This window comes from Limnobacter sp. (genome assembly GCF_043511195.1).
Classification (GTDB): Bacteria; Pseudomonadota; Gammaproteobacteria; order Burkholderiales; family Burkholderiaceae_B; genus Limnobacter.
Map to the genome: position 1 here is coordinate 129948 of NZ_CP121330.1, position 20643 is coordinate 150590.

The following is a 20643-nucleotide window of genomic DNA, read 5'->3' on the forward strand; positions in this document are numbered from 1 at the left end:
GAATACCTAGTCCGAGGGCTAGTGTACCCGATGAATTGGCTATTTACTCCAACTGTCCTTCAGGGTGGTGGCCCGGTTAAACACCGGGTTTTCCAGAGTATGGTCTTTCAAATCGGGCACAAAGTAGCCATGGCGCTCGAATTGATACACCGTGCCTGACCACGCATCTTTCAAGCCCGCTTCCAGATAGGCTTTCACTTCGGTCAATGAATTGGGGTTCAGGCTGTCCATGAAGTTCTTGCCGCCAGAATCAGGATGCTCTTCGGTAAACAAACGATCGTAAAGGCGCACGGTTGCTGGCAGGCAATCCTCTGAATCGACCCAGTGAATATTGCCCTTTACCTTGTAAGTGTCGGCGCCGGGGGTACCCGATTTGCTGTCCAGAAACACCTGGGCGTGCACGGCAATCACCTTACCGTTTTCATCTTTGTCGCAGCCTGTGCACTCGATCACATAGCCATAACGCAGGCGCACCTTGTTGCCGGGGAACAAACGGAAAAACTTCTTCTCGGGATTCTCCTGAAAATCTTCCGCCTCAATCCACAAGCGCTTGCCAATCGTGAACTGGCGTGTGCCCCAATGCGGTTGGTGCGGGTGAACAGGTGCGGTGCATAAATCAGCCCAGTCATCGTCGACGTTGTCCAGAATCAACGGGATGGGGTCAAGTACCGCCACCGCACGGTGAGCCACGGGGTCGAGCGTGTCGCGCAAAGCGCCTTCCAGCACTGAGTAGTCAATCCAGGAGTCGGACTTGGACACACCAATGCGGGCGCAAAACAGCTGAATGGCCTCAGGCGTATAGCCACGGCGGCGCAAACCCACGATGGTGGGCATACGGGGGTCGTCCCAGCCACTGAGTTTGTTTTCAGTTACCAATTGCTGCAATTTGCGCTTGCTGGTCACCACATAACTCAAGTTCAAGCGGGCAAACTCCACTTGCTTGGGTAGCGGGTGGCTCAATATGGGTTTGATCAGGCTGCCATCCGCTGCCGTGTGCTCTGCCGCAAGATTGCGGAGAAGCCAGTCGTAGAACGGCCGCTGATCTTCAAACTCAAGCGTACAAAACGAGTGGGTAATGCGCTCAAGCGCGTCTTCAATGGGGTGCGCGAAGGTGTACATGGGGTAAATGCACCATTCATCGGCCGTGCGGTGGTGAAAAGCACGGCGAATGCGGTAAATGGCCGGGTCGCGCATGTTCATGTTCGGGCTGGCCATGTCAATTTTTGCACGCAGCACGGCGGCGCCATCGGGCAACTCGCCTGCACGCATGGCACGAAAGCGGGTCAGGCTTTCAGCCACAGGGCGATTGCGGAACGGAGAATCCACACCAGCTTGCGTTAACGTGCCACGATTGGCGCGCATGTCATCGGCATTTTGTTCGTCCACATAAGCCAAGCCAGCCTGAATCAGAAATTCAGCAGCCTGGTACATGAAATCGAAGTAATCGCTGGCGTAATACAGATTGTCGTCGCCGAAGTCTTCCCACCTGAAGCCAAGCCAATACACGGCATCCAGTATGGAATCGGCGAATTCTTCGCTTTCCTTCTCGGGGTTGGTGTCGTCAAACCGCATATGGCAGGCGCCGCCGTATTCTTTGGCCAAGCCAAAGTTCACGCAAATGGCTTTGGCATGGCCCACATGCAAGTAGCCATTGGGCTCGGGCGGAAAACGCAAGCGTATTGCTGCAGGGTCGGCAGGTGCGCCCTCATGTACGTCTGCACCACCTGGCTTACCAGCCCATGGGCGCGACTGATACTCGGGCTTTTTCAAGTCCGCATCAATGATGTTGCGAAGGAAATTGGAAGCTGGGGCGTTGTCAGCCCCGGCATTGGTGGTTTTGTTTGCAGAATCAGACATCAGCACATCCTGTTGGCGAATGCGCTGATGTTAGCAAAAACAAGCCTTAGGCAACGGCCAAGGCCTCGCCCTTCTTGGAAGAAATTCCAGTAAATGCGAAATCCAGCTCAGGCTGTTTGCCGTTCATGATTGAAGCAATTGAACGACCTGAGCCACAAGAGTGAGTCCAGCCGAGCGTGCCATGGCCAGTATTGAGGTACAGGTTTGAAATTTTGGACACGCCAATGTAGGGCACGTTGGATGGCGTAGCAGGGCGCAAACCGGTCCAGTACACGGCCTTCTCGGGGTCGGCCATGCCGGGGAACAGTTCCATGACGCGGCGGGTAATGGCCTTGCAACGCACATCGTTCAATTCCGTGCTGTAGCCATTCAATTCGGCGGTGCCGGCAATGCGCAACTTGTCGCCCAAACGGCTGAACACCAGCTTGTACTCGTCGTCGGTCAGGCTAACCTGGGGCGCCTTGCTCGCATCGTCGATCTGCAAAGTGGCTGAATATCCCTTGGCAGGGTAAATCAACAAATCCACGCCCAAGTCTTTTACCAGCATTGGGCTGTAACTGCCCATGCACAGCAAGTACTTGTCGGCTTTCAGTACTTGAACCTGACCATCAGCGCCGCGTACACGCACACCGCTGATTTGGCCACCTTCAGTGTCCAGGCCCAGAATGGCTGTGTCGTACTTGAACTCAACGCCTTTGGCTGCACACAGCTTGGACAGGTTTTGCGTAAACACGTGTGCATCGCCGCTTTCATCTGCATCGGTGAATGTTGCACCGGCAATTTTGTCTTTCACAGTGGCCAAGGCGGGCTCAAGGCGGACAGCTTCTTCAGCGCTGATCACTTTGCGATCACAGCCGAATTCACGCATGATTTCAGCAGGTTCCAGGGCATCATCAAATTCTTGCTGGTTGGTGTAAAAGTGCAGAATGCCCTTGGTCAGGCAGTTGTATTCAATACCAGTCTCGGTACGCAATTCTTGCAGGGTGTCGCGGCTGAAAGTGCCCAAATTCACCATTTGAATGATGTTGTGACGAGTTTTTTCAGGGGTACATTCGCGCAGAAACTGCATGCCCCAGCGCCATTGGCGCGCATCTGCGCGCAAACGGAACAGCAGCGGCGCATCTTCGCGCATTAGCCACTTCAGCACTTTTTTCGGCGCACCGGGGTTGGCCCAGGGCTCGGCATGAGAAACTGAAATTTGGCCGCCATTGGCAAAGGAAGTTTCCATGCCGGCTGCAGGCTGACGATCCACCACGGTGACGTCAAAACCTTCTTTTTTCAAAAACCAGGCGGAAGTAATGCCGGTAACACCAGCACCAAGAACAATAGCTTTCATGAGAATAGGCTCCACGAACAGTAAAAAGGGCTTTCGGCAAACCATTTGCCTTGTAGCCCCTCTCTGTCCGTTTGCCTGAAAGATTCACAACGGGTTGCGTTGCTTGCCTCTTCGGCGGCTGTACTTACGCGGCGATTGGCCGCGCACAGCGCTCTCCAGATTTGAATTTCTGAACCTGTACTGAAGCCTGAGCGTTCATGGGGATTGCGCCTTCGGCGAACCGGCAAACATACATGCCAGTTACTCTCCAGATTCAACCTTCGATTGTACTCCTGTGAATCTGGAGAAGCCAGTCTAAATTACTTCTTCAATGAGTCACGAATTTCACGCAACAACAGAACGTCCTCGGGCGTGGGGGGCGGTGCAGCAGGCGCTGCAGGCTCTTCTTTGGCCAAGGAAGCAGTGAGCTTGGCCACCTGACGTACCATCATGAAAATAATGAAAGCCAAAATGATGAAGTTGATCAATACAGACACAAAGTTGCCATACGCCAACACAGGAATACCAGCAGCTTTTACCGCAGCCAGTGTAGGCTCTACTCCCGCGGGCAGTTCTGTCAAGGGAAGGTACAAGTTTGAGAAATCAAGCTTGCCAAAAATACGCCCCACGATCGGCATGATTACGTCGTCGACCAGGCTTTTAACAATGCCGCTGAACGCCCCACCAATAATCACCGCCACGGCCAAATCAACCACATTGCCTTTTACTGCAAACGCCTTGAAGTCTTTGAGCAAACTCACGTTGCCTCCTGTTGAGTGTATACAAATGTAAAAGTCCAATACCCGCGCAGATTATCGCCGTGGATTCCTTTCAGGGCAATACGGCAGGTGCACGGTGGTGATAAAATCGCACCTCTTTGATTCAACAACAGAAAGTGAGCCATGGCAGGACACAGTAAATGGGCCAACATTCAGCACCGCAAAAACCGCCAAGATGAAAAGCGCGGCAAGGTGTGGACCAAAATCATTCGTGAAGTCAGCGTGGCAGCCCGAGTGGGCGGCGGCGATGTGGCCACGAACCCGCGTTTGCGCCTGGCCATGGAAAAAGCGGCTGACGCCAACATGCCCAAGGACAACGTGCAACGGGCGATTGCAAAAGCCACTGGTGAAGCCGAGGGCGTAAATTACGAGGAAATTCGCTACGAAGGTTATGGTGTGGGTGGCGCAGCCGTAATTATTGACTGCATGACCGACAACAAAGTACGCACCGTGGCCGAAGTTCGCCATGCGCTGACCAAGCACGGCGGCAATTTGGGCACCGACGGCTCGGTGTCGTTTATGTTCAAGCACTGTGGGCAATTCATTTTCGCGCCAGGCCACAGCGAAGACGCGATTATGGAAGTTGCTCTTGAAAACGGTGCTGACGACGTGGTGACATCAGAGGACGGTGTAATCGAAGTGACCTGCCCCGTGCCCGAGTTTCACACCCTGAAAACTGCATTTGAAGCCGCCGACATGAAGTTCGAAAACGCGGAACTGACCATGAAGCCAGCCAGCGAAACCGAGCTGGAAGGCGACGATGCAATTCGCATGCAGAAGATTATTGACATGCTGGAAGACCTGGACGACGTGCAGCAGGTTTACACCAACGTGATCATCAACGAATAAAAAGTACGGAGCACTACACACATGAAAATTTTGGTGATTGGATCAGGTGGCCGCGAACACGCCATGGCGTGGCGCATTTGCCAAACTCCCGGCGTAACGAAAGTATTTGTTGCTCCCGGCAATGGTGGCACTGCCCTTGAAGCCAAAATGGAAAATGTGGCCATCAGCGACCTGGCCGAACTGGCCGACTTCGCGACCAAAGAACAGGTACACCTGACCGTGGTGGGCCCGGAAGCCCCCTTGGCCGCGGGTGTGGTCGATTTGTTCCGCCAACGTGGTTTGCGTATTTTTGGCCCAGCCAAATTGGCCGCTCAACTGGAAAGCTCGAAGGACTACGCCAAGGCCTTCATGAAGCGGCACAAAATTCCCACCGCAGAATACGAAACATTCACCGAGGCGGCCAAGGCCCACGACTACGTGAACGCCAAGGGGGCACCCATTGTGATCAAAGCCGATGGTTTGGCTGCGGGCAAAGGCGTTGTTGTCGCCATGAGCCTGGAAGAAGCCCACCAGGCCATTGACGACATGTTGCTGGGCAACAGCATGGGCAGTGCCGGTTCACGCGTGGTGGTTGAGGAGTTTCTTGAAGGTGAAGAAGCCAGCTTCATCGTGATGGTCGACGGAGTGAACGCCTTGGCCATGGCCAGCAGCCAAGACCACAAACGCCTGCTCGATGGCGACCTGGGCCCCAACACGGGCGGTATGGGTGCTTACAGCCCAGCACCGGTGGTTACGCCCACCATGCACGCCCGCGTCATGCGCGAAGTCATTTACCCCACCATTGCCGGCATGAAAAAAGACGGCCTGGTGTACACCGGCTTTTTGTACGCCGGCCTGATGATCGACGACAAAAACGACATCAAAGTGCTGGAATTCAACTGCCGCATGGGCGACCCCGAAACCCAACCCATCATGATGCGCTTGAAAAGCGACTTCGTGAATTTGCTCGACCATGCCATTGATGGCACGCTCGACCAAGTGGAAGCCGAATGGGACCGCCGCACCGCGCTGGGCGTGGTGATTGCCGCCCACAACTACCCACAAACCCCGCGCGCAGGCGATGAAATCACCTTGCGTGCCGAAGCCAGCGACGAGGCCGTTGTATTCCATGCGGGCACCGTTGAGCAAAACGGGAAAGCGGTTACCTCCGGTGGTCGCGTGTTGTGCGCAACCGCATTGGGCGACACCGTGCGCCAAGCCCAGGCCAAAGCCTATGAACTGGTCGACACCATCAGTTTCGACGGCATGCAGTTCCGTAGCGACATCGGCTACCGGGCAATCAATCGCAAGTAATCAGGACTCACAACCATGACACCAGCTGAGCTGAATCAGGTGAAACAATACCTTCAAGGGCTTCAAGCCAGCATTGTTGAAGGCATTGGTCAGTTTGAAAGCAAGCCGTTTTTGAACGACTCCTGGGAACGTGCCGAGGGTGGTGGCGGTTGCAGCCGTGTACTGGAAGAAGGCAGTTTGCTTGAACGTGGTGGCGTTAACTTCAGCCACGTGATGGGCGACAAATTGCCCGGCTCGGCCACAGCCAGCCGCCAAGGCCTGGCGGGCGCCAGCTTTGAAGCCATGGGCGTTTCCCTGGTATTTCACCCCCGCAACCCATATGTACCCACCGTGCACATGAATGTACGCCTGTTTGCAGCCACCACAGTGGAAGGTGAATCGGTGTGGTGGTTCGGTGGCGGCATGGATTTGACCCCCTATTACGGCTTCGAGGAAGACGCAAAGCACTTTCACCAAAGTTGTAAAAATGCGCTCGATCCGTTCGGTGCGCATTACCACGCCAAATTCAAGAAATGGTGCGACGAATATTTTTACCTGAAACACCGCAAAGAACCGCGCGGCGTGGGTGGCGTGTTTTTCGATGACTTTTCCGAGCTGGGGTTCGAACAAAGTTTCACGATGACCCGCAGCGTAGGCGATGCCTTCCTGAAAGGCTACTTGCCCATTGTAGAGCGTCGCATGAACATGGCCTACGGCGAACGTGAACGCGACTTTCAGGCCTATCGCCGTGGTCGCTATGTGGAATTCAATTTGGTATTCGACCGGGGCACACTGTTTGGCCTGCAAAGCGGCGGGCGCACTGAATCCATTTTGATGAGCATGCCCCCACAAGTGAAATGGCGCTACGACTGGCAACCCGAAGCGGGTAGTGCTGAAGCAAGGCTGTACACCGATTTTTTGGTGGACAAAGACTGGTTGGTTGCCTGATCCATGGCCAGCCGGCAAATTTGCATCATCGGCGGCACGTTCAACCCCATCCACATGGGGCATTTGCAAATGGCACGCTCGGCGCAGGCCCAATGCATGGCAGACGAGGTGTGGTTCCTGCCCGCGGGCCAACCCTGGCAAAAGCCCAATTCTGACCTGGCCCCCGCAGATATTCGCAAACACTTGGTTGAACTTGCCATTGAAGGCGTGCATTCCTGGCGTGTAGAGCCTTTTGAGCTTGAACACCAGGGCCCCACCTACACGGTGGATACCTTGGAAAAGCTGTCTGACCTGCACCCCGATTGCAAATTCTCATTTGTGATTGGTGCCGACCAACTGGCCAACCTGACCAGCTGGAAGCACTGGCAAAGCCTGTTCGATTACGCCCGCATCGGCGTGGTGGACCGCACGCAATGGGGCGACTTTCAAGTGCCCGAGGCTTTAAAACGACACTTGCTTCAAGACCGTTTGTTTCGCATCCCCATGCCCAGCGTGAACATCAGTTCAACCCAAATTCGCCGGCAGTTTGAGCTTCTGCACTCAGGCAATACCGAGGTTCGAGAAACGGCAAGATTCAAATTAGAAGCCAGCCTGCCCACCGCCGTGTTCAAGTACCTGACACAGCACCCAGTTTATGGTCGCGCCCAACCCTGAAAGTTGTTAGAATTCAGGCAATTAACAAACCTTTGGAATTGCATGGAATTGCGTAAATTGCAGCGCGTGGTCATCGACGCGCTAGAAGACATCAAGGCACAAGATATCGCCATATTCGACACGACTCACCTCACCGGAGTTTTTGACCGGGTCATCATTGCATCAGCCTCATCAAACCGCCAAACACGTGCTTTGGCCAACAATGTGCGCGAAAAAACCAAGGAAGCAGGTGGTGAAGTGCTCAGCACCGAGGGCGAGGACACAGGTGAATGGGTACTGGTCGACCTGGGCGACGTGGCGGTTCACCTGATGCAACCCGCCATCCGCGAATACTACAATCTGGAAGAAATTTGGGGTGACAAGCCCGTGCGCGTGAAACTGAACCCGCACAGCTTGAGCAAGCCCATGCCTGGCGTGGACTACTTCCCGCAGCAGGCCGAAGCCTATTCAAGCCAGTACAACTAAGTCATTTAGGCTTTGAAAATCCACGTCATCGCCCTGTCTCACAAAATTGAGCCATGGGCGCAACAAGCGGTTGATCAGTTCCAGAAACGTTTCCCGAACGACTGGAAACTGACCATCAAAGAACTGAAACCTGAAGACCGTTCTGCGGGCAAGCCTGTGGACCAAATTCTCGCCAAGGAAGCCGAGCGCATTCGTGCGGCCATACCCGGCGGCGCCCGTGTGCTTGCGCTGGATGAAAGGGGCGAGCGCCACACCAGCAAGGCCCTGGCTGAGCAGCTTCAAAAATGGCACAACAGCAGCGAAACCCTGTGCCTGCTGATTGGCAGCGCCGATGGTCTGGACGAAACCCTGAAAAAACAATGCCAAGGCATGTGGCGGCTTTCCGACCTTACCCTGCCCCATGCACTGGCCCGTGTTTTATTGGTGGAAGCTTTGTACCGCGCATTTTCCATTACCATTGGGCATCCGTACCACCGCGAATAAATCCCACAATGAACACACCTGTTCGCCCCGAACACAGTGGCTTACCCGCCCAGGTTTGGCTTGCGTCACGCAGCCCCCGCCGCCTTGAATTGCTTCAAACACTCGGAATTCAGGTTGAGGTGTTTCTGGCCCAAAACACCCCGGAAGCCGAGGCACTTGAAGCGCCCTTCGAGAATGAAGACCCTTTGCTGTACGTGCAGCGTGTTACCCAATTAAAACTGGACACTGCATTGAACGCCATGCGCGAGCAGGGTTTGAGTGGATTGGTTTTAGCCGCTGATACCACTGTGGCGCTACACGGCGTCATTCTGGGCAAACCACAAGGCGCCGCCGAAGCATTCGACATGCTAAGCAGCCTTTCCAACACCACCCACGAAGTTCACACCGCGGTGGCGGGCGCCTGGCTTAATACGCACGGTGCCACTACAACAATGACAAACACCGTACAAACGTCCCACGTAGAGTTTTCAACACTTCCCGACACCTTCATCCAGGCCTACATTTCCAGTGGCGAACCTTTCGACAAAGCAGGTGCTTACGGCATTCAGGGGATCGCAGGGCAATACGTTCGTCACATTTCCGGCAGTCATTCTGGCATTATGGGTTTACCACTGTTTGAAACGAGCGAATTGATGCGCCATATCCAAACAGTGGCCCAGAAAAGCAACTGAGCTACAACAAGAATCGATTAATACCCAAGAAGCAAAAGATGATCAACGAACAAATACTGGTGAACGTGACACCGCAGGAAACGCGCGTGGCCATTGTTCAGCACGGTGCTGTGCAAGAACTTCACATTGAGCGAACTTCGACCCGCGGCATTGTGGGCAATGTGTACCTGGGCAAAGTGGTGCGCGTACTGCCCGGCATGCAATCGGCCTTTGTGGACATTGGCCTGGAACGCGCTGCGTTTTTGCACGTGGCTGATTTGTGGGAACACCGCACCTACAACCACCACCAATCCAAACAAAATGGCAACCCACCACCCGCCATTGAAAAAATGGTGTTCGAGGGGCAAACCATTATTGTGCAGGTGAGCAAAGACCCGCTGGGTACCAAAGGTGCACGGCTGACCACGCAAATCAGCCTGGCCGGCCGCATGCTGATGCACCTGCCACAAGACCCACACATTGGCGTTTCGCAGCGTATTGAAAACGAAGGCGAGCGAGAGGAATTGCGCGCCAAATTAACCCGCTTGCTGCCCGAAAACACCGGCGGCTTCATCATTCGGACCCACGCAGAAGAAGCCACCGATGAAGAGCTGACTGCAGATGTGAATTACCTGCGCACACGCTGGCGTGAAATGCTGGAGTTGACCCGCACCAAGCCAGCGCCCAGCCTGATCTATGAAGACCTGACCATGGCCCAACGCGTGGTGCGCGACCTGGTCAGCGTGGACACGCAGGCAATTTTGGTTGATTCGAAAGAAACGCTGAAAAACCTGCTTACCTTCGCTGAAACCTACGCACAGGAAACCAAAGACCGCCTGCAACTACACCAGGGCGAACGGCCACTGTTTGAGCTGTACAACATTGAAGACGAGTTGCAAAAGGCCCTTGGGCGACGGGTGGAATTGAAATCGGGCGGCTATGTGATCATTGATCAAACCGAAGCGCTCACCACCATCGACGTGAACACCGGCGGCTTTATTGGCGCACGCAATTTTGAAGAAACTGTTTTTAAAACCAATCTGGAAGCTGCACATGCCATTGCACGCCAACTGCGTCTGCGCAATTTGGGTGGCATTATCGTGATCGACTTCATCGACATGAGCACCGACGAACACAAAAAAGCGGTGCTGAACGAATTGCAAAAAGCGCTGGGCCGCGACCGTGCCCGCACCAGCGTCACCGACTTTTCTGCCCTGGGCCTGGTCGAAATGACCCGCAAACGCACCCGCGAAAGCCTGGCGCATTTGCTGTGTGAGCCCTGCCCCAGCTGCCAAGGCAAGGGGCAAGTTAAAACTGCACAAACTGTGGCTTACGAAATCATGCGGGAAATTGTGCGGGAAAGCCGCCAGTTCAACCCCAAAGAATTTCGCATTCTTGCCAGCCCTGCCGTGATCGACCTGTTTCTGGAAGAAGAGGCGCAACACCTGGGCATGCTTGAAGAATTTGTGGGCAAGCCGATTACCTTGCAAGTTGATAATCTGTTTGTGCAGGAACACTACGACATTATTTTGACCTGAACGCCGATGAACCTGAGCCAAGCCAGCCAACAACGCCTTGAACTTCTGGCCCAAGACAGCGGCAAGCGCGTGTTGCTGCCCTGCCCCATGGACCGACGTGCGCTCGACTTTTCCAGCAACGATTATTTGTGCCTGGCCCAGCGTGGCGACCTTGTAGAAGCTGGCCATGAATGTGCAAAGCAATACGGCGCGGGTGCAACAGGCTCGCGTTTGCTGTCAGGCAACCTGGAATGTTTTGAAGCACTGGAAGCTCAAGTGGCGCAATTCAAAAACGCCGAGGCAGCACTGGTGCTATCAAGCGGCTACCAAACCAATGCCAGCGGGCTTGCCGCCTTGCTGGACAAAAGCCTGTGGGGCGGCGTTGAACCCCTTGTTTTTACTGACCGCTTGAACCACGCCAGCCTGCACCACGCTTGCCAATTGGCAGGTGTGAAGCAAGTCCGGTTTCGTCACAACGACATGGCACACCTGGCTGAATTGCTGAACAAGCATGCCGACTCCACCCAACCCCGAATCATCGTGTCAGAAACAGTATTTGGCATGGAAGGCGATTTGCTGCCCGTAGAACAACTGGCTGAAATTGCCCTGCAACACAATGCGGTGGTTTATCTGGACGAAGCACACGCCACTGGCGTGTGGGGGCCACAAGGCCGCGGCCTGGGCGCACTGGCCCACCCGGCCATTGATGCACTGAAAACCATGGGGCACTGGGTGATCATGGGCACCTTCAGCAAAGCAGTGGGTGTGAGTGGCGCCTACATTGCATGCAGTGAAGTATTCAAACAGTACCTGGTGAACCGGTGCACAGGGTTTGTGTATTCCACCGCACCTTCGCCTTTCGTTGTTGGCGCAGTCGCGAAAGCTTTGGAAATCATTCCTGGCTTGAATGCCGAACGTGCAGCTTTGCAATCGGCGGCTGAAACACTGCGCAACCGAGTGCACCAACTCGGCTTCGACACCGGGCTTTCCAACACCCACATTGTGCCGCTGGTGGTGGGTAGCAACACCGCCTGCCTTGAACTAAAAAGCCATTTGCAACAGGCTGGAATCCGTACCTCTGCGGTGCGCCCCCCCACAGTGCCGCCCAATGCAGCCCGGGTTCGGCTTGCATTGAATACTGGGCACAGCCAAGCTGTATTTGATCAACTTCAGGAGGCCTTGGTCCGCTGGAAGGAGGCTGCATGAAGCAACCCGAAATTTCCCAAGTGCTATTGATGGCGCACGGCTGGGGCTACAACCACCGGTTCTTCAACGCCTTGCTGGACACACTACCCAAGCACACCCGTGAAACCACACTATTTGTGTGTTTCGAGGCAGGCTATTTTCCTGAACAAGGCAAACAAGGCCTGATGATCAATATACAGGGCGAGTGGGTGCACCACCCTGCGGAGGCTTTGCACAGCTTGGTTTTGGCACAAGCCAATGTGCCTTGGCTGGGTCTGGGGCATTCGCTGGGCTTTTCCAAATTACTCGACTTTTCTGTACGTTGGCACAGCCTGTACAGCCTGCACGGATTCACGCGTTTCACCAACAACCGGGTACTGGCGCGCATGATCCGAAAAGCCGAAGAAAACATGCCCGAGGTACTGGCAGACTTTCACAAGCGCTGCGGTCACATTGCCCCATGGAGCACCCTGGATGAACGCGCACTGCTGGCCGACTTGATCGGCATGCAAACTTTAAGCGCTGAACAAGAATTACAGCATGCCCTTTCCCATGGTGCCGAGTTGTACGCTTGGGCCAGCAGCGTCGATCAAATCGTACCCCTGGCTTTGGCACAGGCTTGTTTCGACAACACGCTGAAACTACAAGGCCGCACCTTGTTCATTCTGCCTTCCGAAGAACATGCAAGCATTGCCAATGCCCCTGCGCGTTATACTGATGCCTTGTTGCCCTTTCTTAGCCAGCATTAATTTCAACCCGCCTTGAAATGTCCGAACACGCTTTGCCGCGAAAACTGAATTCTGTCCAGGCCGCATCACGCCGCTTCTCCAATGCTGCCCGCGATTATGATCACCATGCACGCGTGCAAAAACATTCGGCACAGCATTTGTGTCAGTGGCTGGACCAAATGCTGCCCGCTGAATTTGACCCCAAGGCTTGCGTTGATGTGGGCAGTGGCACTGGCTTTCTCACTGAACACCTGCTGAACAAATTTCCGCAAAGCGCCGTGCACGCAGTCGATCTGGCGCAAGGCATGCTGACAGAATTGAAGCGCAAGTATCCCACCGAGCGCCTGCACACCCACTTGATCAACGGTGAAGAACTGGCGGTCGAACACCTTTGGATACCCAACCATTCCCTGCTCATATCCGGAATGTGCGCACAGTGGTTCGGCAATATCGAAGAGGCCATTCGACGCTGGCTTTCAGTGTCCAATACGGTGGCATTCAGTGTGCTGCTGGGTGGATCATTTCAAGCCTGGGAAGTGGCACACCAGGACACCGACCAAACCAGTGGGCTTCGACCGCTGCCCAGCGACGCCGATTTACAGGCTATTTTGAATGCGCTCGTGGCAGAAGGAATTGCAGCAAGCACCGCGCACCACACCAAGAACTTTCTGGACCATCACCCCGATGGCCTGTCGTTTGCGCGCAGCCTTCGCGCCATTGGCGCGGACCAACCCCGCTTGAACCACACCCCGGTGAATTTGCGCAAAGTGATTTCCGCCTTGGGTGAGGCTTGCACCATGAATTACCACATTGGTTTTTACTACCTGGAACGGCCGTGAAGCATTTGTTTGTAACAGGAACAGACACCGGCATCGGAAAAACAATTGTGAGCGCCTGGTTGTGCAAACACTGGGAAGCTGATTACTGGAAACCGGTTCAAAGTGGTCTGGAAGGAGGCAGTGACAGTGAATGGGTTGCCCGCTTAAGCCATGCCCGGATACATCCTGAAACCCATCGCTTAACCCAGCCTTTGTCGCCCCATCAGGCTGCGGAAATCGACGGCGTAAAAATTCAGCTGAGTGATTTCGAATTGCCACAAACCGAGAGGCTTGTTGTAGAAGGTGCAGGCGGCAGCCTTGTGCCCTTAAACTGGCGCGACACCATGCTCGACCTGATGAAACACTTGGGCAGCTGCGCCCTGCTGGTGGCCCGTAGCGGGCTTGGCACCATTAACCACACCTGCCTGTCACTGCAGGCATTGAAAGGCGCTGGTGTACCTGTTTTGGGCGTAATCCTGGTGGGCGAAGTAAATTCCGCCAACCGCGAGGCCATCGAGCATTTTGGTGAAGTGCCGGTTTTGGCTGAATTGCCGGTATTCAATGAAATAAGCGAACAGGCTCTGTCCGATTTTGGCATGCCCGAACGTTTGGTTCGCGCGTTGAACAGCCTGTAAGGGCGACCAGCCATGTCACAACTTTCCCACACCAAACTGCTTGAACTGGACGCCCAATACTGCTGGCACCCGTTTACGCAAATGCAAACCGCCGCCCCCCCTTGGCAGTTGTTCGTGGCGACGGCGAATTTCTGTTCGATGCCCACGGCAACAAGTACTTTGATGCAGTTTCAAGCTGGTGGGTCAACATTCATGGTCACAGCAACCCAACCATTGCACAAGCCATTGCCAACCAGGCCCTCGAGCTGGAGCACGTCATGTTTGCGGGCGTCACCCATCCACCCGCGGCATTGCTGGCTGAAAAACTGATTCAACACGCACCGGCTCCCATGGCCAAGGTGTTTTATTCCGACAATGGGTCTACAGCCATTGAAGTGGCCCTGAAAATGGCCTTTCAGTATTGGCAAAACAAAGGCATGGGTGCCAAAAAACGGGTTGTTGCGCTTGAAGGCGGCTACCACGGCGACACCTTCGGGGCCATGGCCGCTGGCAGGTCCAGCGGCTTTTACGACCCGTTCACCCCTTGGCTGTTTCAAGTGGACTTCATACCCACAGGCATTTGCGCCTGCACTGAAGAAGAAGCCTTGGCCGCCTTGGATCAGTTGTTGGCGACCAGTGCCGAAGAAATTGCTGCCTTGATTCTGGAACCCCTGATACAGGGCGCCAGCGGCATGCGCTTCATGCGCGCAGCGCACGTGGCCGAACTGTGCAAACGCTGCGAAGCCGCCGGGGTTTTGGTCATTTTCGATGAAGTGTTCACCGCCTTTGGCCGCACAGGCACCCTTTTTTCAGCAGACCAAGTGGCCCAGTTTGGCGGGCATGCCGACATTATTTGCATCTCCAAAGGGCTTACAGGGGGCTTTATGCCCATGGCGGCCACGCTCACCAGCCAAGCGGTGTACGACGCATTTTTAAGTGACCAGGTAGGCCATGCCTTGCTGCACGGTCATTCCTACACGGCGAACCCTTTGGGCTGCGCTGCAGCCTTGGCCAGCCTGGCGTTGTTCAATGAAGAAAGCACTTGGGCGAATATTCGGCACATCGAGGCCACTCACCAGCGCTGGCTACCCACCCTGGCTTGCCACCCCCTGATTGAAAACCCCCGAGTGTGCGGCACCGTGGCAGCCTTTGAGCTAAAATCCAGTCACAGTCAGTGTGGTCTGGGTTACGGTTCGAATGCGAGCCAGTGGATACGCCAAACGTTTCTGGAATTGGGCATTGTTGTTCGCCCCTTGGGCAACACCGTGTATTGGGTGCCGCCTTACTGCACCACACCAGAAACGCTCGAAAACGCCTACCAAACACTGATACAAGTATTACAACGCTGGGGCACCCTGATTGCACCTGGCCCCGGAAGCGAATTGTTCTGAAGGATGCACATGGAAAGCCAAATTACCTGGGTTGAAAACAAAAAGGCGGCCCCACCCGCCACCGAGAAACAGCGCTGTAGCATTGAGGCCATTGAAGCCCTGTTCGCCTTGCCATTTAACGACCTTATTTTCAAAGCACAACAAATACACCGCGAGCATTTCGATGCCAACACCGTGCAGTTATCCACCTTGCTGTCGATTAAAACGGGTGGTTGCCCTGAAGATTGTGGCTACTGCCCCCAATCGGCCAAGTACAACACGGGCGTAGAAGCTGAAAAGCTGATGCCCATCGACGAAGTACTTAAAGCAGCCCAAGCCGCCAAGGACAAAGGCGCCACACGTTTTTGTATGGGTGCCGCCTGGCGCAGCCCCAAAGACCACCAGGTTGAAGCAGTGGGCGAAATGATTTCCGCGGTCAAAGCCATGGGCCTGGAAACTTGTGTAACCCTGGGTATGTTGAAAGAAAGCCAAGCCAAGCAATTGCAAGAAGCCGGGCTGGACTACTACAACCACAACCTGGACACCTCACCCGACTTTTACGGTGACATTATCAGCACCCGCACCTACCAAGACCGCCTGGACACACTGGACCGCGTTCGCGATGCAGGCATCAAGGTGTGCTGTGGTGGCATTGTGGGACTTGGCGAAACAATTACACAACGCGCGGGTTTGATTGCCCAATTGGCCAATATGGCCGAGCCACCAGAAAGCGTGCCCATCAACAATTTGGTGAAAGTGGAAGGCACCCCACTGGCCGACAACGCCGAAATTGATCCCCTGGATTTTGTGCGCACCATTGCCGTGGCTCGCATCACCATGCCTGGCAGTTTTGTACGATTGTCCGCAGGCCGGGAAGACATGAGCGAGAGCACGCAGGCCCTGTGTTTTCTGGCGGGTGCCAATTCGATTTTCTACGGTGAAAAACTGTTGGTAACAGACAACCCCGAATTGGAGCGCGACACCAAGTTATTCGAAAAACTGGGCTTAAAGCGACTTGAGAATTAAGCGCTAAAACCCATTGTTTTTAATCAAAAATTCTCAAACAGCAGGTTCAAATACCTGAGTCAAATCAATGGTTTGGCGGGGTGAAGGCCAACCTTCTCCCGCTTTATCCACGCAGAAATAACGCGCATAATTAAAGCCTTGCATGCGAAACAGCTGAAATTGCTTGAATTGCAGCTGTTTGACAGGAATAAGAACATGAAAAAATCACTGCTATGCGTGTGCGTCACCTTGATGCCCGTACTGGCCAGCGCTCAAGCTGGTGGCGTTACATTGAACATTGACAATCAAAACCCCCTGAGCAAATGGGGTCGCTGGACCAGTTCGGAGAACGGTGGCTTGGGCTATGGCTTCAGACTGGGTCAAGACCGCAGCAAAGCCCCAATGGGCGCTCAATGGGGAACCGGCGACTGGGTATTCAAGCTAAGCCGCGAAGAAGGCAACAAATACCCGGATTTGTTCTTTGGTTTGAAGGTGTCTGAAAACCAGTTACAAACCACATCGCTGGGTTGCATGAGCAACAGTGGTAGTGCCACACGTTACAGCAGCACCCTGTGCGGCGTACAACTGGACATGAATTTGCAGTAACAGCCTGAACCGGGTTTGATTGAAAAAAGCACCTGAATAAAACCAGGTGCTTTTTTATTGGCCGAAACCTGTTCCTGAACCCTGAAATAGAAAAAGCCACCCGAAGGTGGCTTTTTCAAACTTTGCATTCAAACCAAGCTTAAGCTTGGCGTTGAATTAGAAGTTGTGACGCAGACCAATTGTGAAGTTGTCTGTATCTGTTTCTACGCCAGAAGCCTTAACTTCGTTGTTCAAGCGGTTGTAACCCACGTATGTACGTGTACGCTTGCTGAAGTCGTAGTAGTAAGCGATCTGAGCTTGTGTAACGTCGGCTGGAGCAGCCAAGTCATTGCGCTCAGAGTCAGCGTACATACCGAAAATGCCGCTGTTAGCAGCCAAAGGCACTGTACCGGAGATGGCGTATTCTGTGTTGCTGTCTTCGCCGTTAGCAGCGTTGGCAGCGTACAGATTCTTCTGGGCAACCAAACCGCCCAAAGTGAATGTGCCGAAGTTGTAAGAAACAACACCCTGAATCACTTGCTCAATGCCAGAAGTCGCGTTCAACGCGTTCTGTGTCACTTCCTGAGAATCGATTGACTGGAAACCACCACCGAAAGTCAACGCGCCAATTTTGTAAGTGGCTGCGATTTCAGTAGAACGTGTGTCGTTCTCTTTCAGACCAGTTGCAGTGTTGTTTGCCTGGTCGTTGGTACCATTGCTCAGTGCGTGACGGGCATTAATCTGCACGCCACCGAAGTTACCGGCATAACCGAAAGAGTTGCCCACGCGCTGTTCACGTGTGATGGCCTGACCAGTACCGGCGTTTGAAGAACCAACAGTTGTCAAAGGACCGCCATTGTTTGATACAGAGCCGATCAAAGAAGCCTGGTTGTACAGGGGAGCCTGAGAATCGTTACCACCGTCTTGTGAACCGATAACAGCCAGACCGTAAGCACCTTTCAAGCCCAAATAGGCGTGACGTGTGGTCATTGGAGCAGCAGACACTTCATCAGTGTTTACACCGAATTCGTAGGCGAAAATCGCGCTCAAACCACCGCCCAGATCTTCAGTACCACGCACGCCCAAGCGTGAAGATACGTCTTCAATTGCGAAGTTGCCGCCGCTTTCTGCGCCGGCTGTGTCTGAGGACTGGTGATCCAGAGCTTGGTGGATACGACCGTACAAAGTTACGTTTGATGAATCAGCAAATACTGGAGCGGCAAATGCCAGGCCCAGAGCAGCAGCTACTAGCTTCTTGTTCATATTTCACCCTTATTAGTGTTGGTTGAATCTTTGCCGCCATTTCTAGCGGCACGAGAGACAATGTACACGGGGACCCTTGGGCCGACCAACCAAATCGTGGTGCGAGAATGGGGAAACTGGCGTTTTTGTCGCTGACGTGCAACAGGGGAAACGCATCAAACCGATAGTTTTAGGCCATCACCAAAGCATCAAAATCGCCTTGTAACCCGCGAAAAGCCTTGTTAATGAAAAACTTAGGAATTCTGGTGAGCGCACACCGCGGCCAGAAGAGACCGAACGCGACAACGGCGTTCTAACTGTGACTTTTAACCAACAGGAGACGGTCAGAACGGCCCATTTCGCTACAAATTCGAGTGATTTTTTCTGAGTCACAAATCACCCGATCCGCGTAGGCAATCAGGCCCATGGCCTGGGGTAGGCCAACTTGAAGCCAGTCCGGTCGGCGATCAGTCATATACCGGGCAAGCAGGCGATTCTCGCCAACCACCACAGCGATCGTCAGGTGTGGCTTGTTACCCAGACCAAGAACACTGTTTTGAATTGCCTGCCACTGCAAATTCAGACTGGCTGGATCAGACGCCGGATAGAGCAAGGCCAACACCTTGCTTTGGCTTGGAAGTGCCTTGCGATAAAGTTGGGTTGCATAAGCCAAGGCTTGCGGCCCAGCCTGCAACAGGGGGCGTTCAATTTGAAGGAACGAGGACAGTTCTTGCTGAATTAGATGTCCGTCGATACCCAGCATTTTTTGAACATGCTGAAATTGCTCCACATCTGCTTGCTTGGCCTTGTGCACATCGACCAACACCGAAACCCCAAGGCAAAGGTCGAGTTGCAAACCGCGCAGCTTTTTGAACTGGGTGCGTTTTTCAAGATAATGAGAGAGGCGGGTTTGCGCGGGCCTGCGGGGCTCTAGTCCCTTCAGGGGAATATAGACAGGTACCCGCTCATCCATTTCAAACAAAAACAGGCTCTCGCGAGGGCCCAATATCACCCAGTCTGCGTCGGGATACTTTGCCTGCAACTGCCCCAACATGGCTCTGGCGGCCAGCGCGCATTCCAACCCCTGGCCAAACCACACGCCAATGCGTTTTGGCCCGACCATCAGGAGCGACCCAAGCGTGGTGTTTCAATGGTACCCACCAAGCCATCAATATTGCTTTGCTTGCCAAACTGGGCCAGTACCGCCTGCCTGCCTTGCGCTGCCATCTCCCGGGCTTTGTGAGGCTCGGCCAATACCTTACCCAGGGCCAGTACCCAGGCCTCGAGCGCAGCAGGCGCATGGGGTGCGGGACACACATACCCAGTGATGCCGCTTTGTACGGTTTCAGGCAAACCACCTACATTGCTGACCACCACAGGCACACCCAAGCCCAACGCTTCGATTTGACTCATGCCCAAAGGCTCGTAACTGGAAGGCATCACCAACACATCCGCACGTTTAATCAATGGCGCCACCGGGGTCAACATGCCCGGCAGTATCACATGCTTGCCCAAGCCCAAACGCTTTACCTCGGTTTCTATGGCTTGCCGGGTTTCTCCCTCGCCTGCCGCCACGTACAACAGGTTGGGAAACCTTGGCAGCAATGCTTTCACCACCTGCAACATAAAGCTATGCCCTTTTTCCACCCTGAACATGGCGGCATGTGCAATCACCGGGCGTTGCTGAAGATCGTTGAGACGGGTATCAAGCTCGGCGGGCAGACCAAGCACGGCAGCCGCAGCAATGCTTTCAAAGTCGATACCGGGGTACAGCACCCCTATTTTTTCAGGCAACACGCCACTGTTTTGCAGCAGTTGGTCTTTCAGTGCCTGGCTGGGCGTGAAAGTTTGATCAAACATTTGGTTGTAAGTGAACGCCTTGGCCGGACCGGGCTGGTAGGTGCGCATTCGAATCAGTGCGGGCCTGGGCGTGAGCAACCCCACCTTGGCCAACGCATGAACTGTAATGGAGCACAAATTGGCGTCGTGGCTGCTGTGACACACCACCGCCACAGGCTTGTGCTGCCGGAGCAAGTTGGCCACACGCAGCACGCTCGGTGGGTGTATGGCATTTCGAAATGCCACAAATTCAACGTTCAAACCCAGCTTACAGGCTTCTTGGGAAATTCGACTGCCAGGCCTGCACAGCACATAAGGTGTGTAACCCTTGGCTTTCAGTCCCACAGCCTGTTCCAGAAGCTGCAGTTCTTGACCACCAATGTTTTTGGAACTTTCAGAGAAAAAAATGCTGGTCATTTGGATTTGAAAACAAAAATTGGTTGAAGTCGCGGCCTATATTCGCTTTAT

21 protein-coding genes and 1 riboswitch are annotated in these 20643 nt (G+C 54.2%); of the genes, 15 read left to right on the plus strand and 6 right to left on the minus strand.

Translation table 11 applies throughout. From position 1 onward, the window contains the following. Positions 1-39: 39 nt before the first annotated feature. From P0D43_RS00645 to mscL, 3 genes are all read right to left on the minus strand, one after another. A complete protein-coding gene (locus P0D43_RS00645) occupies positions 40-1857 on the minus strand; it encodes a glutamine--tRNA ligase/YqeY domain fusion protein (RefSeq protein ID WP_159568883.1) in 1818 nt (605 codons plus the stop codon). A gap of 46 nt (positions 1858-1903) precedes the next feature. Further along, positions 1904-3193: a D-amino acid dehydrogenase gene (locus P0D43_RS00650; protein WP_159568884.1), complete on the minus strand. Its 1290-nt coding sequence runs from the start codon at positions 3191-3193 to the stop codon at positions 1904-1906. A gap of 53 nt (positions 3194-3246) precedes the next feature. Continuing rightward, positions 3247-3362, minus strand: a riboswitch (glycine riboswitch). A 130-nt stretch (positions 3363-3492) separates the two neighbouring features. After that, positions 3493-3933, minus strand: a complete 441-nt coding sequence (mscL, locus tag P0D43_RS00655; protein ID WP_394672985.1) for a large conductance mechanosensitive channel protein MscL — start codon at positions 3931-3933, stop codon at positions 3493-3495. A gap of 141 nt (positions 3934-4074) precedes the next feature. Between mscL and P0D43_RS00660 the strand changes: the two genes are divergently transcribed. The 15 genes from P0D43_RS00660 to P0D43_RS00730 all read left to right on the plus strand — a co-directional run bounded on the left by P0D43_RS00660 (position 4075) and on the right by P0D43_RS00730 (position 17115). Further along, complete coding sequence (locus P0D43_RS00660) at positions 4075-4800, plus strand: YebC/PmpR family DNA-binding transcriptional regulator (RefSeq protein ID WP_394672986.1); 726 nt, start codon at positions 4075-4077, stop codon at positions 4798-4800. A 21-nt stretch (positions 4801-4821) separates the two neighbouring features. Next, positions 4822-6093 carry a phosphoribosylamine--glycine ligase gene (gene purD / locus P0D43_RS00665; protein WP_394672987.1) on the plus strand — a complete coding sequence of 424 codons (1272 nt, stop codon included), beginning with the start codon at positions 4822-4824 and terminating at the stop codon, positions 6091-6093. Positions 6094-6108: 15 nt separating this feature from the next. Then, positions 6109-7020 (plus strand): oxygen-dependent coproporphyrinogen oxidase, encoded by a 912-nt coding sequence (gene hemF, locus P0D43_RS00670; protein ID WP_394672988.1) that lies wholly within the window; start codon positions 6109-6111, stop codon positions 7018-7020. A 3-nt stretch (positions 7021-7023) separates the two neighbouring features. After that, positions 7024-7674: a nicotinate-nucleotide adenylyltransferase gene (gene nadD / locus P0D43_RS00675; protein ID WP_394672989.1), complete on the plus strand. Its 651-nt coding sequence runs from the start codon at positions 7024-7026 to the stop codon at positions 7672-7674. A 42-nt stretch (positions 7675-7716) separates the two neighbouring features. Continuing rightward, entirely contained in the window at positions 7717-8139 is a 423-nt protein-coding gene (gene rsfS / locus P0D43_RS00680) for a ribosome silencing factor (protein ID WP_394672990.1), read from the plus strand. Between the two features lie 12 nt (positions 8140-8151). Continuing rightward, the gene (gene rlmH / locus P0D43_RS00685) at positions 8152-8622 is read left to right on the plus strand and encodes a 23S rRNA (pseudouridine(1915)-N(3))-methyltransferase RlmH (RefSeq protein ID WP_159568891.1); all 471 of its coding nucleotides are present in this window, start codon (positions 8152-8154) and stop codon (positions 8620-8622) included. A gap of 8 nt (positions 8623-8630) precedes the next feature. Beyond that, positions 8631-9293 carry a Maf family protein gene (locus P0D43_RS00690; RefSeq protein WP_394672991.1) on the plus strand — a complete coding sequence of 221 codons (663 nt, stop codon included), beginning with the start codon at positions 8631-8633 and terminating at the stop codon, positions 9291-9293. Positions 9294-9334: 41 nt separating this feature from the next. Continuing rightward, positions 9335-10810, plus strand: a complete 1476-nt coding sequence (gene rng, locus P0D43_RS00695; protein ID WP_394673690.1) for a ribonuclease G — start codon at positions 9335-9337, stop codon at positions 10808-10810. Positions 10811-10816: 6 nt separating this feature from the next. After that, positions 10817-11995, plus strand: a complete 1179-nt coding sequence (locus tag P0D43_RS00700; RefSeq protein ID WP_394672992.1) for an aminotransferase class I/II-fold pyridoxal phosphate-dependent enzyme — start codon at positions 10817-10819, stop codon at positions 11993-11995. Next, positions 11992-12723, plus strand: a complete 732-nt coding sequence (locus tag P0D43_RS00705; RefSeq protein WP_394672993.1) for a hypothetical protein — start codon at positions 11992-11994, stop codon at positions 12721-12723. Before P0D43_RS00700 ends, P0D43_RS00705 begins: the two co-directional genes overlap by 4 nt. A gap of 17 nt (positions 12724-12740) precedes the next feature. After that, positions 12741-13541, plus strand: a complete 801-nt coding sequence (locus tag P0D43_RS00710; protein WP_394672994.1) for a methyltransferase domain-containing protein — start codon at positions 12741-12743, stop codon at positions 13539-13541. Beyond that, positions 13538-14155: a dethiobiotin synthase gene (gene bioD, locus P0D43_RS00715; RefSeq protein WP_394672995.1), complete on the plus strand. Its 618-nt coding sequence runs from the start codon at positions 13538-13540 to the stop codon at positions 14153-14155. Before P0D43_RS00710 ends, bioD begins: the two co-directional genes overlap by 4 nt. A 62-nt stretch (positions 14156-14217) precedes the next feature. After that, positions 14218-15525, plus strand: coding sequence for an adenosylmethionine--8-amino-7-oxononanoate transaminase (gene bioA, locus P0D43_RS00720; RefSeq protein ID WP_394673691.1), 1308 nt, complete (start codon positions 14218-14220; stop codon positions 15523-15525). A 3-nt stretch (positions 15526-15528) separates the two neighbouring features. After that, positions 15529-16530, plus strand: coding sequence for a biotin synthase BioB (gene bioB / locus P0D43_RS00725; protein WP_394672996.1), 1002 nt, complete (start codon positions 15529-15531; stop codon positions 16528-16530). 195 nt (positions 16531-16725) lie between these two features. Further along, complete coding sequence (locus P0D43_RS00730; protein ID WP_159568900.1) at positions 16726-17115, plus strand: hypothetical protein; 390 nt, start codon at positions 16726-16728, stop codon at positions 17113-17115. A gap of 156 nt (positions 17116-17271) precedes the next feature. On the opposite strand, the gene P0D43_RS00735 is transcribed toward P0D43_RS00730, so the two are convergent. The 3 genes from P0D43_RS00735 to P0D43_RS00745 all read right to left on the minus strand — a co-directional run bounded on the left by P0D43_RS00735 (position 17272) and on the right by P0D43_RS00745 (position 20592). Continuing rightward, positions 17272-18357: a porin gene (locus tag P0D43_RS00735; RefSeq protein WP_394672997.1), complete on the minus strand. Its 1086-nt coding sequence runs from the start codon at positions 18355-18357 to the stop codon at positions 17272-17274. 292 nt (positions 18358-18649) lie between these two features. Next, positions 18650-19459 carry a hypothetical protein gene (locus P0D43_RS00740; RefSeq protein WP_394672998.1) on the minus strand — a complete coding sequence of 270 codons (810 nt, stop codon included), beginning with the start codon at positions 19457-19459 and terminating at the stop codon, positions 18650-18652. After that, complete coding sequence (locus P0D43_RS00745; RefSeq protein WP_394672999.1) at positions 19459-20592, minus strand: glycosyltransferase family 4 protein; 1134 nt, start codon at positions 20590-20592, stop codon at positions 19459-19461. The genes P0D43_RS00740 and P0D43_RS00745 overlap by 1 nt, the downstream gene beginning before the upstream one ends. Positions 20593-20643: the final 51 nt, after the last annotated feature.

Excerpts from the sequence above, each read along its gene's own strand:
- P0D43_RS00645 (WP_159568883.1), bottom strand. The coding sequence starts at position 1,857 with ATGTCTGATTCTGCAAACAAAACCACCAATGCCGGGGCTGACAACGCC.
- P0D43_RS00730 (WP_159568900.1), top strand. The coding sequence starts at position 16,726 with ATGAAAAAATCACTGCTATGCGTGTGCGTCACCTTGATGCCCGTACTG.
- P0D43_RS00690 (WP_394672991.1), top strand. The coding sequence starts at position 8,631 with ATGAACACACCTGTTCGCCCCGAACACAGTGGCTTACCCGCCCAGGTT.
- hemF (WP_394672988.1), top strand. The coding sequence starts at position 6,109 with ATGACACCAGCTGAGCTGAATCAGGTGAAACAATACCTTCAAGGGCTT.
- P0D43_RS00740 (WP_394672998.1), bottom strand. The coding sequence starts at position 19,459 with ATGGTCGGGCCAAAACGCATTGGCGTGTGGTTTGGCCAGGGGTTGGAA.
- bioB (WP_394672996.1), top strand. The coding sequence starts at position 15,529 with ATGCACATGGAAAGCCAAATTACCTGGGTTGAAAACAAAAAGGCGGCC.
- purD (WP_394672987.1), top strand. The coding sequence starts at position 4,822 with ATGAAAATTTTGGTGATTGGATCAGGTGGCCGCGAACACGCCATGGCG.
- rsfS (WP_394672990.1), top strand. The coding sequence starts at position 7,717 with ATGGAATTGCGTAAATTGCAGCGCGTGGTCATCGACGCGCTAGAAGAC.
- P0D43_RS00710 (WP_394672994.1), top strand. The coding sequence starts at position 12,741 with ATGTCCGAACACGCTTTGCCGCGAAAACTGAATTCTGTCCAGGCCGCA.
- P0D43_RS00700 (WP_394672992.1), top strand. The coding sequence starts at position 10,817 with ATGAACCTGAGCCAAGCCAGCCAACAACGCCTTGAACTTCTGGCCCAA.
- nadD (WP_394672989.1), top strand. The coding sequence starts at position 7,024 with ATGGCCAGCCGGCAAATTTGCATCATCGGCGGCACGTTCAACCCCATC.
- P0D43_RS00660 (WP_394672986.1), top strand. The coding sequence starts at position 4,075 with ATGGCAGGACACAGTAAATGGGCCAACATTCAGCACCGCAAAAACCGC.
- P0D43_RS00735 (WP_394672997.1), bottom strand. The coding sequence starts at position 18,357 with ATGAACAAGAAGCTAGTAGCTGCTGCTCTGGGCCTGGCATTTGCCGCT.
- P0D43_RS00705 (WP_394672993.1), top strand. The coding sequence starts at position 11,992 with ATGAAGCAACCCGAAATTTCCCAAGTGCTATTGATGGCGCACGGCTGG.
- P0D43_RS00745 (WP_394672999.1), bottom strand. The coding sequence starts at position 20,592 with ATGACCAGCATTTTTTTCTCTGAAAGTTCCAAAAACATTGGTGGTCAA.
- P0D43_RS00650 (WP_159568884.1), bottom strand. The coding sequence starts at position 3,193 with ATGAAAGCTATTGTTCTTGGTGCTGGTGTTACCGGCATTACTTCCGCC.